Here is a 15,626-nt window from a genome sequence, read left to right on the forward strand (position 1 = left end):
CACAGTGATAAATTTATTGCCTGGAATAGCAAATTCCATTATTTTCTAAAACCATTTTATTTCGCGAAATAATGGGGAGGGTTGGGCACTTAGTGAAATTAGTTTCAGGGAAATGTATATTTAATATTTATTAAGGCGATCTGTTTTTGATGAACCTTTATTGCCGCGCTACTTCCAAGAAAAGATTTTTATCTCTTCATTATTCTGTGTAGCGATAATCCAAGGATATCCCTCCGTATCCAAGAATTGCTCCAAATGATGGGATTGTCCGGGAACATAAAAACCGGAATCAGAGCTAGAGATAGGGGTAAAACCGCGACTCTTATCCTGTTTTAAGAACAGTCCGGTAAGGGCGTCCGCTTTTCCATACAGGGTCTCGGAAGAAAAATCGTTTCCTACCAAAAGCGCATCAAGCTGTCCATCATCATTAAAATCATCCACTAAAATTTCATTAACGGGAGCAATTTGGCAAATTTCCGGAAGCGGGGAGAGGTCAAAAGTTCCATTCCCCAAATTTTCCATATAACTACTTTGAAATGTAAAGGCCCGTAGGGTTTCCTCCTCAAGATTGGATATGTTCAATAGCTTGGCGAAATCTACCTTTACAAAGGCATCATAGGTAAGGTACCTCTTTTTTAAACTGACCAACTGGGCTACAATATCATCCCGCGTATGTATGGGTAATAGACGAGGTTCATTTTCGGTATCAAAGTATTGTGCCAGAATGGGGTCAGGGCTTCCATTTTGGTCGAAATCCCCCTTATAAATATACAATGGTTTGTCCTGTGTAGGATTCATGAACCCATTTAACCCTTGATTACCCAACAAAAAATCCATATCTCCATCGTTATCAAAATCGGCCGGGACAATACAATTCCACCACCCCGCTGTGTTCATTGATTTGTTCTCGCCGCTTTTAAATGAAGAATCCATTGGTTTTAAGTTACCTGCGTCATTTTTAAATATAGTAATAGGCATCCATTCGCCTACCAAAACCAGATCTTCCCATTTGTCTCCGTCCACATCTACCCACTGTGCATCGGTAACCATACCAACCCTTGAAATGGATGTATTCCTGGTTTCTACCATTGCTCCATTTTCATTGATCAACAAACGACTTTTGGGAGCCTCCGGATATCTATCTGGAACATTTCTTGATCCCACAAAGAAATCCATATCCCCGTCATGGTCAAAATCAAACGGCCTAACGCAATGCGTACTCTCAAGAACTTCGGGAAGCCATTTTTCAGTTTTTTCCAATTGCCCCTGGCCATTGTTAAGATACAATCGATCCAAATAGTTTTGGGAAACCTGTCCAAACTCTGTGCCCCCACTAGCAACGTATAAATCTAAATCACCGTCGCCGTCAATATCCACAAAAGCAGCATCGGAATCCTCATATTGGGAATCCAATTCCTGGGTTACCTGATAAGAACCCGAATTACCCTGCGTCCAAATCGTCCCGGACTGACCATTACTTCCTCCTACAAACAATTCATCTCCAGGTTTGCCATCCAAATTCCCAACTGCTAGGCAGGGTCCCTGTCGGGAGTACTGGCGCACAAGCAAACGTTGCCGGTCAAATTCGTTGAAGCTATTTTCGGAGTGGGTATGCTCCAACAGTCCATCATTGGTTTTGAACAAAAGCTCACTTCCACGATCCGGAACAGGATTCGCTTTGGCACTTTTTATGCTAAGTGTCAACGTTTGATCGGCTGGAAGATTTCGAATCATTTGGACTTTCCCATTGGGCCATACAATTTGCAGGGAGTCTATAAGGGTATCCTTTACCCCAAAATGTAAAATAGGTTCCATGGAAGATAAATACCCTCGAATAACTGATTGAAACTGATACTGTGCCTTGCCTTGGTCCCAAAGGGTTATTTGGGATCCGATGCCGTGGACGTTTTTTGGGTTTCCTTCTAGTCGCAACCGAAAAAAATGTGTATCAGAATCGTCCGAAGTCCTATTTTCCAATACAAAGGCCGCTTCGTTAATGTTGTTGATTACCAGGTCCAAATCCCCATCAAGATCCAAATCAGCATGGGCTACCCCGTTGGAATATGAAGGCTTTTCGGTAATCCAACTAGCAGAAACATCAGAGAAACCTGCTGATTCCTTATTTTCATAAATGAAATTCGGTAAATAGATGCTATCCAGATTATTGGCAAACTCAATTTGCTTGACGATACGTTCCTCCGTAGTACCGAACATATTGTTTAAACCGGAATAATTGATGTAATCCAAGTCCGCCACATCTTTCACATAACCGTTGGAGATATAGATATCCTTGTCGGAATCGTTGTCCAAATCCAGCATTAAGGGCGCCCAACTCCAGTCTGTGCTGGCTATTCCCTTAAGAAAACCAATTTCACTGGATTTGATGGTTTTTCCGTTTAATTGGCCGTTATTCATTTGCAAGGTGTTACGTACATACTGGGCGCTGTAGTCGTTTTTTAACGAAAGCAGATATTTTTCATAATTCATCATTCCCAACATTTTCTTGTGCCTTTCATAATCCTTCGGCAACATATCCACGACCAGGATGTCGGGACGGCTGTCATTGTTCAGATCGTTAAAATCCATGCCCATGGAGTTGTAAGTTTCATGACCTAGAAATTCCTTGCTCTTTTCCAGAAAAAAAGGCATTGTGCTATCTGGATGATTCTGTTGAATATACAGGAGGTCCTCGGTAATGAAATCGTTGGCCACGTAAATGTCCGTCAACCCATCTTTGTTAAAATCGTTTATGCCCAGACCCAGGCCAAAACCGCTATGCGTAATACCAACGCTGTCGGATACATTGGTGAATACCGGATGTGGAATATCTGATTTGGTGTCATTTCGAAGCAGGAAATCCTTTAGATGGGGCGGTAGATATTGTTTAGGAAATGGGTTGTTTTTGTCAATATTGGAATTGCCGTTGTGCGCTATATAAACATCCAAGTCCCCGTCATGGTCAAAGTCAAAGAATACTGCCTGTTGTGAGTAATTGCTATCATCCAATCCATAGGCCTTTGCCTCTTCAGTAAAGGTGGGGATTCCATTGGCTTGTACTCCTTGATTTATAAATAGAAGATTGTTGCAATTATTCTGGCAATCTGCTCCACCAACATTTAGATAGATGTCGTCCAACCCATCGGAGTTAATGTCAACTATGGACACTCCGGTCACCCAGGAGGAGGTCCTAAAATTTGCTTCCTCCGAAATATCCGAAAAGGTGAGGTCACCTCGGTTCAAATAGATTTTTGAGGAAACCTGGTTTCCGGAAAATACAATGTCCGGAAGACCATTTTGGTCAAAGTCACCAATACCCACTCCGCCTCCATTGTAGCAGTATTGGAAGTTTACCACGTTAATACTATCATTCTCGGTAATTTGGTTAACGAAGTTTATGCCCGTGGCTGTAGCATCCAAATGGACGAATCTTCTTTGTGTGGATTTGTTTTCGGAGCATCCTGAAAATAGGAAAATCAGGAACAATACCCCCCATACATTTTTAAACATATGCAATTTTTTTTGCAGTCTCTAAGGTACTGAATTTGTACTATGGAAAGGGCAATACCAATGGGTTTTCTGATGATTTTTGAAAGTTAAAAATACGGGTAGAACCTGACAAAAAAATACCGAAGCTAAAAGTAGTTCTTTACATTTTTTCATCTATTGTTTCGGCAGTGGATTGCGCATAGATATCAATTAAATGTGTACGCACCTTTACCGGAACTTTCAGACTATCCCGGCCTATTTGCATAATCATGGATTTGGATGGGATAAGCGGCATATGGCAAGCGATGCAATTTGTATTTTTCTGGTTAGAAAGCGAGGAATCGACATTACAGAAAACGGAGTTCACGGAATGGCACTCCATGCATTTCTTGTTAAAGGATACGCTATCTCCTCTTTCACTCTTGTGGGGGTCATGACAGCTGGTGCAATCCATGCGCTCTGTCTGTTTAAAACACTTACTGGCTCTTAAAAGATCATACTGGTTGCCATGTACATCCACTTCTTTCAAATCTTTTACATTTGAATCCGGAAGGGAATATTCCGATAGTTTATCCCCGGTCAAAAAAAGAAAGGCAGGCTGTATGTCCATCCTAACTCCTGAATGGCATAATGCGCAGGCATCCAAACGCTGTAGTTGGGATAGGGTATCATGACTTATAACGAATCTGGCTTCGCTGATTTCGGGATTGTCTTTGTGAAAAGTTACATGTTTCTGTGAAGGCCCGTGACAGCGTTCACAATCGACGCCATAAACTATTTGAGATTTATCATAGGAATTGCCCATACCGTATAAAGCCGTATTTTTTGCAAATGTGGTATGACATTCCAAACATTTGGCATTAGCGGGGCGACGGTGTTCCATTAGTTCCATTGGAATACCGGGACTATTGGTCCAACTGTTGGTGGGGTTAAAATAAGAAACCTGTAGTTGATATAGCTTATCATCATCCCATGATAAATAGGATTGTCCCTTGGTTCCTGAACCGATAACCACATCAATTTTGGATCTGGACATCTTTTCTTGGGCATTTATATTCCAGGCCTCTTGATATATTTCTGAATCTTCCAAGAGCATTTTGAATTGAATACTATCGTTTAATCGGTACAGATTTTCATTTTCTTTAAAGCTCCCTTTTACTAAAGCGGGATTGGCCAAAGACGAACTTTGGTAATGGGCGGTTTCCAAATGTATGTGGTAAATATCCGCATGACATTCCTTACATGCTTCGGAACCTACATAGTTTTCCCCATTGGAATGGGTCGCAAGGGGCTTTATATCCTGATAATTGGATTTTGATATTAAAGGTCTACGGAAATAGATATATATTCCCAATAATAGAATGAAAAATAGCCAGAAAAACATCCGGATAGATAGAAACCGGTTTTGGAATTTGTTCTGGCTCATTGTGGCATTTTACATTTTTGGGCTTGTTTATCCCCATCAATATTAGAATTAAACCTTATTGGTTAATATAAGGCCAATTTTAGAGAAGAGGCGGAATTTTTTTGATCAAATTACCAGAATTAAGTAGTTTTTTATACGCGATACAGATTCCTAAATAACGTTTTATTATGTAGATACTTTTTTGTCCGGATACAAAATGTTCTTATCTTACAAACAAACCACACCACAGTTCTATTCCAAAAACATTATGTATTCATCTTTCAAGGGACATGTGAAGATTGTTATTTTGGCACTTGCTATCCTGGGTTGTTCCGAGAAGCCTGAAAAGGTAAAACCGGCCCCACCCAATATCATCTATTTACTTACAGATGACCAGCGTTGGGATGCTCTGGGTGCTATGGGGAATACCATAATCCAAACACCACATCTGGATGAATTGGCCAACAATGGACTACTTTTTAAGAATGCTTATGTCACGACTTCCATTTGCGCCGTTAGCCGTGCCAGTATGTTAACGGGGCAATATGAATCCAGACACGAAATCCATGATTTTAAAACGGGTCTTTCCGCAGATGCCTTGGAGGATACCTATCCCCTTGTATTGAAAGGCAACGGATACAAAATTGGCTTTATTGGCAAATATGGTGTCGGGGAGGCCAAGGTACATCCCAAAGCTTTGTTCGATTTTTGGGCTTGCACTGAAAAAGGTCAACCCGATTATGAAAATACCGATGAAAATGGAAACTATATTCATTATACGGATGTGGTTGCCAATAACATTGAGACTTTTATCAATGAAGTAGATGACCGGCCTTTTTGTCTTTCGGTTAGTTTTAAAGCACCCCATGTGCAAGATGGCGATGAACGGCAATTTATACCCGATCCGGTATATGCTGACCATTACAAAGATGTCGAAATCCCCGAACCAAAAACGGCGGACCCAAAATATTGGGAGTCTTTCCCCGACTTTTTCCGTACCGATGAAAATATTGGGCGCGAGCGTTGGAAACTTCGGTTCAATACCCCTGAAAAGTACCAACGTAGTGTTAAGAACTACTACAGATTACTGACCGGAGTGGACGATGTGGTAGGGGCTCTCAGACAGCAGTTAGAAGAAAAAGGATTGGACAAAAATACCGTCATTGTTTTTATGGGGGATAATGGAATGTTTCTGGGAGAGCATGGTCTAGCCGGAAAATGGTATCCCTATGAGGAATCGGTTCGTGTTCCCCTCATTATATATGATCCAAGGGAAGGCAGCCTTAAAGGGAGAAAAGACCAGATTGCGTTGAACGTAGATATTGCTCCCACAATTTTAGGATTTGCCGGAATTGACCCACCAGAATCCATGCAAGGACTGGATCTTGTTGCTATAATGAAGAACAACGGCAGTACCCGTTCTTCTTTTTTCTACGAACATTCTTTTTTTGGAAGCCCAAAAATACCTGTATCGGAAGGGGTAATAAGTACTGGGCTTAAGTATATTAAATATACAGAATACGATTATGAAGAGTTGTACGATTTATCCAATGATCCTCTGGAAGAAATTAACCTGGTCTCAGATCCCAAATATACCAATGTGCTGGAGAATCAACGCAGTCTCTATGAGAATCTAAAGAAAATGGCAAAATAGATTCAAATGGAACTGTTGCATAAACAAACCTAAGGTCATCCATGTCATTATAAAACTATTTGCATCACAGATCTTATATCATTACTGATTTATTTTTTATACTTTGTGAAAACATTATAAGTAAAAATAAAAGCAAATGAAACACACTTTAAAATATGCCTTATCGGGATTGATATGCTTAGGATTTTTTACTATGGCCTTAGGCCAGAAAATGGAAAACAACAACGCTAAAGGTTGGGTTTCCCTGTTCAATGGAAAGGATTTCGACGGCTGGAAAGTAGGTAATAATGCCTCTACGTTTTCTGTGGAAGATGGTGCCATTAAAGTAGCCGGTCCCAGAGCTCATTTGTTTTATGCGGGCGATGTGAAAGGCCATAACTTTCAAAATTTTGAATTTAAAGCATCTGTAATGACCAAACCTGGTGCAAATTCGGGAATCTATATCCATACAAGATATCAGGAAGATGGATGGCCTGCACACGGGTATGAGGTCCAGGTCAATAATTCGCAGGAAGATTGGAGAAGAACAGGTAGCTTATACGCCATTGTAGATGTCAAGGAAAAATATGTAAAGGACGATGTCTGGTATACGGAGTACGTCAAAGTAGAAGGCAAACGGATAATAGTCAAAATAAATGATATCGTAGTTGTGGATTATACGGAACCGGAAAACCCGAACAGGGGGGAAGGGGACAAGCACCGTATCTTAAATGGCGGAACCTTTGCGTTACAAGGACATGACCCGAAGAGTATTGTGTATTATAAGGATATCATGGTCAAGGTCTTGCCATAGTGCAGTGGCTATCGGTGCCTGATGTTGATTTAGTAATCTTGCAGTAAGTCCAAAGATTGATATGGGTTTCAAAACGATTCCTTTCCAATAGTTTGTTAATAGCCCCTAGGCTAGGATATCCTTCACCACATGGCCATGAACATCGGTTAGCCGGTAGCGTCTTCCTTGGTGTTTAAAGGTAAATTGTTCATGGTCTATGCCCATCAAATGCATTACCGTGGCCTGAAAGTCATGTACATGTACATTGCCCTCTACTGGGTTGAAACCAAAATCATCGGAAGCACCATAAGAAATACCTGGCTTTACACCCGCTCCGGCCATCCAAATTGTAAATACATAAGGGTGATGGTCACGGCCCCAATTGCGATAGTCGGCGATGTTTCCCTGTAAAAAGGGGGTTCTGCCAAATTCCCCGCCCCAAATTACCAAAGTGTCCTCCAACATACCACGTTGCTTCAAATCTTTTATCAGTGCAGCACTGGGTTGGTCCGTATCCTGACATTGAATTTTTAGTTGGTAATTAAGGTTCCGGTGCTGGTCCCATCCGGCATGCATGCATTGAATAAAACGTACATCCCTTTCGGCAAGGCGTCTTGCCATGAGACAGTTATAGGCAAAACTACCCTTGCGGTATACATCGGGGCCGTACATATCTAAAATATGTTGGGGCTCATCGGAAAAATCGGTAAGCTCTGGTACACTCATTTGCATTTTATAGGCCATCTCATATTGTGCAATACGGGTCTTTATCTCCGGATCCCCAAACTCCTCAAGATTATGTTGATTAAGGATTTGCATATCATCCAGAATCTTACGGCGCATTTCGCGGCTCAGCCCCTCAGGGTTTTTTAGATAAAGTACGGGGTCGCCTCCGCCCCGAAATTTTACACCTTGAAACTTGCTGGGCAAAAACCCACTACCCCAATAATAATCGTAGAAAATCTGTCCACAGCTGGCCTCTTTATCCCGTGATGTCATGGCAACAAAATCAGGGAGGTCTTTTGCGGTACTTCCAAGTCCGTAGGTAAGCCAAGACCCCATACTGGGTCTTCCAGGTTGTTCGGAACCGGTTAGGAAAAACGTTATGGCCGGGGCATGGTTTACCGATTCGGTGTACATAGACTTGATAAAACAAAGCTCATCGGCAATTTTAGCTGTTTCAGGCATAAAATCGGAAACCCAGGCACCGCTTTGGCCATGTTGGGCGAAATTGGCAATTTCAGCGATTACAGGTCGCTCGGTCTGTTCTCCGGTCATGGTTGAGAAACGCTTTCCTGCGGTCAGTGAATCCGGTATTTGGGTGCCGTGCCATTTTTTGAGAATCGGCTTGTAATCAAAAAGGTCGATATGTGAAGGTGCCCCATTTTGGAAAAGATAAATGACCCTTTTGGCCTTGGGGGCAAAATGGGGGAGTCCCGATTCGTTCCCTGTTAACCTTGCTCGGCTGGAGTTTGAAGCCAAGGCCGATAAAGGATTTAGCATGCTTCCCAAGGCGGCCACACCGATGCCTTGTGCCATTTTCCCAAAAAAATTCCGGCGGGTCATGCCCGCTTGATATTCCTCAAAAGGATGTCTCATCTTTTTTCCATTATTGTCTCGTTATCGTTTCGTCCAAATTGAACACCAAGGAACTCAATGCGGTGTAAGCGGCATAATCCGCTACGGCCAAGTCAGGGTTTAAGGGATATTCGCCAATTGCAATAAGCTTCCGGGCCTCTTCGGGAAGGGAGGTATAATCCGAACGAAGTTCAATCAATCTGTTTTTCAAAATCTTAATTTCCTCAGCATCTGGAGCTCTGGCCGTGGCCCATTCAAAAAGATAACGGATGCGCTCGTCATCTGTGGTCTTTGCGGTTAGTATTTTTTCTGCCATTACCCGTGAAGCTTCCATATAGGTGATGTCATTTAGAGTGGTGAGGGCATGCAAAGGTGTGTTGGTGTCTGGCTTTTTTACGGTGCAGACCTGTCTTGGGGAATTGTCGAATATAAAGGTAGGGCCAACAATTCGCCTCCAAAAGGTGTACAGGCTTTTTCGGTATAAATCATCCCCATGGTCTTGTTCGTATGCAATAAACCCAAAGGTTGCCTCCTCCCAAATTCCTTTGGGTTGATAAGGCTTAACGGGCTTTCCGCCAATACTATCCACCAAGAGTCCACTCATATATAGCACTTGGTCACGAAGCATCCAGGACGGTAATCGCATTCTTGTGGCCCTGGCCAGATAGCGGTTTTCGGGATCCATTTCCAGCAATTCACTATTAAACTTGGAGGTTTGCCTATAGGTGGCACTCATCACGATTTTTTTAAACAAGGCCTTTAGATCCCAGCCGTTTTCCTGGAAGTCCACGGCCAACCAATCCAACAGCTCCGGGTGACTCGGTAATGTACTCTGAACACCAAAATCGTCTATGGTCTTTACAATACCCTTTCCAAAAAAGGCTTGCCAATACCGATTTATGGTCACCCTTGCCGTCAATGGTTGCTCCTTGGACACGATCCATTTTGCCAATGCCAAACGGTTATTTCTGGTATTTTCTGGTATTGGGGGCAATATTGCGGGTACATCCCGGCTTATCGGTTCGCCCATCCTGGGTTTATCATAGCCACCGCGATCAAGAATATAGGTGATTCGGGGTTCTTTGGCGTCGTCCATAACCATTACCTGAGTGGCGTTGACGGTGGCCTGGTCATAGGTCTGCATGGCCTTGTATACTTGATTCAATAATTGACCATATTGAGGGTGCACATTCCTAAAATAATTCGCCAGTTGCTTATAAGCTCCAGTACCCCTTTTATCTGGTGGATTTATCAAGATACGCGTATCAAGTCCCTTAACTTTTTTAATGGCCTCTGCTTCGGACATGGGTACTCCAGGATCCCGTGGATAGTTTTCATCCTCAAAGACTTTTACCTTGGCGATCAATTCATCTACATGGGCCTGAAGTCTTTGATTTTTCCTAAATTCTTCTTCCGGACTTAAATCGAGCAATGGCTTTAATTTTCCTCCCCAACCTCCACCTTCTTCCGAGGTCTGGTTGAAGTAATCGAACATCTGATAATACTCTTTTTGGGTGATTTGATCGTACTTATGGTCATGGCAACGTGCACAATTCATAGTAAGCCCCAGCCAGGCGGTTCCTGTGGTTTCTACTCGGTCAAAAACATTGGTGACGCGGGTTTCCTCTGGTATACTGCCACCTTCCGTATTATAGGTATGGTTGCGATTGAAGCCGGTTGCCAAAATATCGTTCCGGGTGGCGTTGGGCAAAAGGTCGCCTGCCAGTTGCTTAATAGTGAATTCATCATAAGGCATATTATCGTTAAATGCCTGGATTACCCAATCTCGCCAAGGCCACATATTACGGGTGGCATCACCCTGAAACCCATTGGTATCCGCATAACGGGCAACGTCAAGCCATTCCCAGGCCCATCGTTCACCATATCCCGGAGAGGTCAAAAGCCTGTCCACCAACTTTTCATAGGCATTGGGTGACGTATCGCTCTTAAACGCATGGACTTCCTCTGGGGTTGGTGGAAGTCCAATAAGATCCAAGGAGAGCCGTCTAATCAATGTTTCTTTATTAGCCTCCATAGAAGGAGACAATCCTAAGGATTCCAACTTGTCCAACACAAAACAATCGATTTCGTTCCTGGCCCAAGAAGGTTCGTTTACTTTGGGAAGTTGGACTTTTACTGGGGCGGTGAAGGCCCAATGGGTTTTCCATTCGGCCCCTTGTTCCACCCATTTTAGCAAAGTGGCCTTTTCGGTATCGGTCAGGGTTAGATTGCTTTCGGGAGTAGGCATAATGATTTCCGGATCATCATGAAGGACACGCTCAATTATCTCACTCTCTTTGGGTTTACCCGGTACGACCGGAAACGTTTCTTTGCTCTCGAGCATCGAAAATAGCCCTTCTTTGGTATCCAATCTAAGATTGGCCTTTCTTGCATTTTCGTCTGGGCCATGGCAGGCGAAACAGCGATCTGATAAGATTGGCCGTACATGAAAGTTAAAATCGATTTTCTCTGGAAGTTTTTCGTAAGCGGTTTTTAGCGTCTCCGGCATTTGAGGGCCACAACCCATAAACCCCATAAGAATCGTCCAAAGAAATAAATATTTTGAAAATTTCATAACAATCTTAAAATCGCCGGGAATAACACCTCAATTTACTGAAATTTAATGGGATGCCCTTCTATGATAGTCATATAAGCCTATTAACCGGAAAGTCCTAAGTTCGCACCCGATCATCCGCGAATCGACCAATAAGAATAAACGTTAATCTGATGAAAAAATACAGTAGAGCGGGAAAAGCCTTTAAAGTTATGTATCTTTCTTATCCAAAAGGAACTATTACAAAATGAAGTTTGTCCCTATCCTATTCTTTTTGTTTTTTTTCACGGTATACGGTCAAACCGAAACGGATACTATGAATTCCCTGGTCGTTAAAAGAATAGAAAGTAAAAAGCATATAGATTTGGAAGAGGTCTCCCGCTTGTTGGAAGAACAAACCGAATTGCAATCAATAAATGTGATCAATTGGGAGAAGTTTCCTTATTTGCCGGAGGTTAAGTTTAGGATTGCACATAGCAACAACCAAATTTGGCTGAAATATTATGTGAACGAACAAAATATTCTGGCTGCGCGCACGGAGGTCAACAGTTCGGTATCCCGTGATAGTTGTGTAGAGTTCTTTTTTGATCCCTTAGGAGACGGAAGCTATTACAACTTTGAATTCAATTGTATTGGAACGCCACATCTGGCCTATGGACCGGATCGCCATACCCGTGAGTTCGTGGCTCCCAAAAAAATTGAACGGCTTATTAAAAAGGAATCTAGCCTGGGAGATTTACCTTTTGACGAAAAGGGCGGAGGCCATCAATGGGAAATGACCATCGTTTTGCCAGCTGAATTGTTGACGTCCCATAAAGGAATTAAGCTTGCGGGGCTTACATCAAGATCTAATTTTTATAAGTGCGGGGACGATACGGCCGAAAAGCACTATCTTTCTTGGAACCCAGTTGGTACGGAGCGTCCAGATTTTCATCGGCCCGAATTTTTTGGAACCCTTATTTTTGAATGAAATTCAGCTAGAATATCTTTTTAAGCTATGGCTGTTAAACAAACCAATTTGACCCTTTGGAACTCAGGGTGTGCTCGAGCACATTTTGATGTTTTCGCTTGTTTTCTAGATAAAAGAATTTTACCTTGACCTAGTTCAAACTAACTACCACTGCCTTACACTAAAGATGACTAAATTTATATACCGTTTAAAAATAGGTGCCGTATGCCTCAGTACGCTCCAATTCTTTTTAGGATGTAGCCCAAGTGGCCAGGATGGTGGCCTATTTCTTCCCGAGGGTTTTTCGTCCCTAGTTGTTATCGACAGTATTGCCGAGACCGTCCGGCATATGGATGTCACGGATGATAACATCCTTTATGCCAAGTTGCGCAATGCGCATGAAAATGCTTCAGTAATCGCTCTAAAGGATACCAACGGAGATGGCTATTCGGATATCACGGAAAAGTTTGGGGGCAAACATCAGCGAGCGAGATGGAGTTATGCAACCGCCATGCGTATTTACAATGGCTATATTTATTACAGTTCTGATTTGGTGGTTTATAGGCATAAATTAAAACCAGGTACTTTGATTCCGGAAGGTGATGCCGAAATTGTAATGAGAGATGATCATGAACACGGGAAGCACGAACATATTGGAAAACCCATTGCATTTGATAATAAAGGATATATGTACGTTCCCTTTGGGGCACCTTCCAATGCCTGTCAAGATCCCAAAAGAACACCTGGGGCACCTGGTTTGGACCCGTGTCCTCAACTTGAGGACCATGGGGGCATTTGGCGTTTTGATGCCAATAAATTAAACCAGACCCAAAAGGATGGATATAAATATGCCTCTGGAATCAGATCTGTTGTAGCCATGAATTGGAACCCCGTTGATGAGGAGTTGTATGTAGTCATGCATGGCCGGGATGATCTTTTGCGCTTGTGGCCCAATACATTTTCATCTTGGCAGAGCGCAATGCTTCCTTCGGAGGAATTTATGAGGGTTACGGAAGGTTCCCATTTTGGCTGGCCCTATTGCTATTACGATCAGATGTCGGGCAAGAAGGTATTGGCCCCGGAATATGGTGGTGACGGAAAGATTATTGGCCGGTGTGCGGAATACGATGATCCGGTTATAGGCTTTCCCGGGCATTGGGCCCCAAACGATTTGATATTTTATCAGGGTGATACATTTCCAGAACGTTATAAGAACGGAGCTTTTATTACCTTTCATGGTTCTACCAATAGGGCACCCTATCCACAATCGGGTTATTTTGTGGGGTTTGTTCCTTTTAAAAATGGCAAACCTAGTGGGGAAGTCGAAGTTTTTGCCGATGGATTTGCCCAGGTAGACCCTATAGTAGATGTTACGGATGCCGTACATAGACCTATGGGTTTGGCCGTTGGACCCGATGGGGAAATGTACATTTCCGATTCGGTAAAAGGTAAAATTTGGAAAGTGACGTATGATGGGGACAGGGAGACTTTTGGACAGGAAGAATTGGCTCAAATGGAAGAGCGAAAAAAACTTTCCCATATAAGGACTCCCGATAAGATTACGGATAACTTGATGGAGGAAGATGTTTCAGGCGGTGAACGCATCTACTATCAATATTGTAGTGCCTGTCACCAAAAACAGGGTGGAGGGGCACCGGGAAGGTTTCCCCCGCTTTATGGGACCGATTGGGTTACCGGGGATAAGGAACGGCTTATTGAGGTAATGCTAAGAGGGATGGAAGGGAGCCTTAAAATAGGTGAAGAAGTCTATAACGGGGTAATGCCGCAACACAGTTTTTTAAGTGATAAGGAGATTGCCGAAGTACTTACTTTCATCCGGTCCAGTTTTGGAAATGAAGCAAGTGCTATAGACGAAGAGGAAGTGGCCAAAATGCGTAAAAGCCAAGAGGCCTCCGGAACACCAGTTACACCGATTCAAGTTACTACGGAATAGAGAACATTAAAGCGAACACCAATATGAAATCAACAGTCTTAAAATTCTTGTTTTGCTACGGGGTATTCCTTTTAACAACCCCGACGTTTGCAGCCCAAACCTATGATATGCTTATAAAAGGAGGCCATGTCATTGATGCCAAAAACGATATCGACAAAGTGATGGATGTGGCCATAAAGGAGGGAAAGATTGCCAAAGTAGACTCCAATATACCAAAAGATAAGGCGGAGGTTGTGGTGAATGCCAAAGGATTTTATGTAGTTCCGGGTCTATTGGACATCCATACCCATAACTTTCACGGTACGGTCCCTTTTGGATATTTGAACAATAGCTTTAGTGCCTTGCCCCCGGATGGGTTTACCTTCCGTAGTGGTGTGACCACAGTGGCTGATGCCGGTAGTTCCGGTTGGAAGGATTTTAGGAAATTCAAGGAACAGGTGATTGACCGTTCAAAGACCAGGGTACTGGCCTTTTTGAATATCGTTGGTCTGGGAATGAAAGGAGGGGCTATTGAGCAGAATGTGGCGGATATGGATCCCAAATTGACGACTATGGTTGCCGAGCAATTCCCGGATATTGTGGTGGGGGTAAAGTTGGCACACTATAACGGATTTGATTGGACACCGACAGAACGAGCAGTGGAAGCTGGTAAACAGGCGGGAATTCCCGTCATGATAGATTTTGGAGGTAGTGAACCCGAACTGTCCATAAAGACCCTGTTCTTGGAAAAGTTGAGACCTGGGGATATTTTCACACATGCCTATGCAAATGTAAAGGGCAGGGTCCCAATTGTGGATGAAAACGGAAAGGTTAGGGATTTTGTTTTTGAGGCCCAAAAACGCGGAATCCTATTTGATGTTGGCCATGGCGGGGGTAGTTTTCGTTTTGACCAAGCCATCCCTGCTATGGAGCAAGGACTAAGCCCCAATTCTATTAGTACAGATTTGCACACAGGTAGTATGAATGGGGGCATGAAGAGCCAAATCAATGTAATGTCCAAGTTTCTGAATATGGATATGCCCCTACAAGAGGTTATTGCTGCTTCAACATGGCGACCTGCACAGATCATCCAAAGGGAGGACCTGGGCCATCTCTCTGAAGGTGCTGTGGCGGATGTGGCCGTTTTGAACCTGCTCAAAGGGGACTTCGGTTTTATAGATGTCCAAAAAAAGAAAATGATGGGCAATCAAAAATTGGAATGCGAACTTACTATTAAGGACGGTATCGTTATGTACGATTTAAACGGTTTGGCCAGCAAACCGTGGAACGAATAA

The 15,626-nt window shown here is 43.0% G+C and carries 9 protein-coding genes; 5 read left to right on the plus strand and 4 right to left on the minus strand.

What is annotated here, in order from left to right:
• Positions 1-168: 168 nt before the first annotated feature.
• Together ACP2AF_RS06575 and ACP2AF_RS06580 are read right to left on the minus strand one after the other, a co-directional pair.
• Positions 169-3,507, minus strand: coding sequence for a VCBS repeat-containing protein (locus ACP2AF_RS06575; protein WP_425235439.1), 3,339 nt, complete (start codon positions 3,505-3,507; stop codon positions 169-171).
• Between the two features lie 139 nt (positions 3,508-3,646).
• A complete protein-coding gene (locus ACP2AF_RS06580) occupies positions 3,647-4,912 on the minus strand; it encodes a multiheme c-type cytochrome (RefSeq protein WP_425235440.1) in 1,266 nt (421 codons plus the stop codon).
• 247 nt (positions 4,913-5,159) lie between these two features.
• Between ACP2AF_RS06580 and ACP2AF_RS06585 the strand changes: the two genes are divergently transcribed.
• Together ACP2AF_RS06585 and ACP2AF_RS06590 are read left to right on the plus strand one after the other, a co-directional pair.
• Entirely contained in the window at positions 5,160-6,545 is a 1,386-nt protein-coding gene (locus tag ACP2AF_RS06585; RefSeq protein ID WP_425235441.1) for a sulfatase family protein, read from the plus strand.
• A gap of 136 nt (positions 6,546-6,681) precedes the next feature.
• Positions 6,682-7,338, plus strand: a complete 657-nt coding sequence (locus ACP2AF_RS06590; protein WP_425235442.1) for a 3-keto-disaccharide hydrolase — start codon at positions 6,682-6,684, stop codon at positions 7,336-7,338.
• 105 nt (positions 7,339-7,443) lie between these two features.
• Here ACP2AF_RS06590 and ACP2AF_RS06595 read toward each other — a convergent pair whose 3' ends face one another.
• Together ACP2AF_RS06595 and ACP2AF_RS06600 are read right to left on the minus strand one after the other, a co-directional pair.
• Positions 7,444-8,916, minus strand: a complete 1,473-nt coding sequence (locus ACP2AF_RS06595) for a DUF1501 domain-containing protein (RefSeq protein WP_425235443.1) — start codon at positions 8,914-8,916, stop codon at positions 7,444-7,446.
• Between the two features lie 10 nt (positions 8,917-8,926).
• A complete protein-coding gene (locus tag ACP2AF_RS06600) occupies positions 8,927-11,470 on the minus strand; it encodes a PSD1 and planctomycete cytochrome C domain-containing protein (RefSeq protein ID WP_425235444.1) in 2,544 nt (847 codons plus the stop codon).
• Between the two features lie 226 nt (positions 11,471-11,696).
• On the opposite strand from ACP2AF_RS06600, the gene ACP2AF_RS06605 reads away from it, so the two are divergent.
• The 3 genes from ACP2AF_RS06605 (at position 11,697) to ACP2AF_RS06615 (ending at position 15,626) form a co-directional block, all read left to right on the plus strand.
• A complete protein-coding gene (locus ACP2AF_RS06605; RefSeq protein ID WP_425235445.1) occupies positions 11,697-12,419 on the plus strand; it encodes a carbohydrate-binding family 9-like protein in 723 nt (240 codons plus the stop codon).
• A 166-nt stretch (positions 12,420-12,585) separates the two neighbouring features.
• Positions 12,586-14,352, plus strand: coding sequence for a PQQ-dependent sugar dehydrogenase (locus tag ACP2AF_RS06610; protein WP_425235446.1), 1,767 nt, complete (start codon positions 12,586-12,588; stop codon positions 14,350-14,352).
• Between the two features lie 107 nt (positions 14,353-14,459).
• A complete protein-coding gene (locus ACP2AF_RS06615; protein WP_425235447.1) occupies positions 14,460-15,626 on the plus strand; it encodes an amidohydrolase/deacetylase family metallohydrolase in 1,167 nt (388 codons plus the stop codon).

It is taken from the genome of Ulvibacterium sp., assembly GCF_965248315.1.
Lineage (GTDB): Bacteria > Bacteroidota > Bacteroidia > Flavobacteriales > Flavobacteriaceae > Ulvibacterium.

What these genes read in the sequence shown, in the direction of transcription:
- ACP2AF_RS06595 (WP_425235443.1), bottom strand. Translation starts at nt 8,916, where the DNA reads ATGAGACATCCTTTTGAGGAATATCAAGCGGGCATGACCCGCCGGAAT.
- ACP2AF_RS06580 (WP_425235440.1), bottom strand. Translation starts at nt 4,912, where the DNA reads ATGAGCCAGAACAAATTCCAAAACCGGTTTCTATCTATCCGGATGTTT.
- ACP2AF_RS06615 (WP_425235447.1), top strand. Translation starts at nt 14,460, where the DNA reads ATGCTTATAAAAGGAGGCCATGTCATTGATGCCAAAAACGATATCGAC.
- ACP2AF_RS06590 (WP_425235442.1), top strand. Translation starts at nt 6,682, where the DNA reads ATGAAACACACTTTAAAATATGCCTTATCGGGATTGATATGCTTAGGA.
- ACP2AF_RS06575 (WP_425235439.1), bottom strand. Translation starts at nt 3,507, where the DNA reads ATGTTTAAAAATGTATGGGGGGTATTGTTCCTGATTTTCCTATTTTCA.
- ACP2AF_RS06585 (WP_425235441.1), top strand. Translation starts at nt 5,160, where the DNA reads ATGTATTCATCTTTCAAGGGACATGTGAAGATTGTTATTTTGGCACTT.
- ACP2AF_RS06600 (WP_425235444.1), bottom strand. Translation starts at nt 11,470, where the DNA reads ATGAAATTTTCAAAATATTTATTTCTTTGGACGATTCTTATGGGGTTT.
- ACP2AF_RS06605 (WP_425235445.1), top strand. Translation starts at nt 11,697, where the DNA reads ATGAAGTTTGTCCCTATCCTATTCTTTTTGTTTTTTTTCACGGTATAC.
- ACP2AF_RS06610 (WP_425235446.1), top strand. Translation starts at nt 12,586, where the DNA reads ATGACTAAATTTATATACCGTTTAAAAATAGGTGCCGTATGCCTCAGT.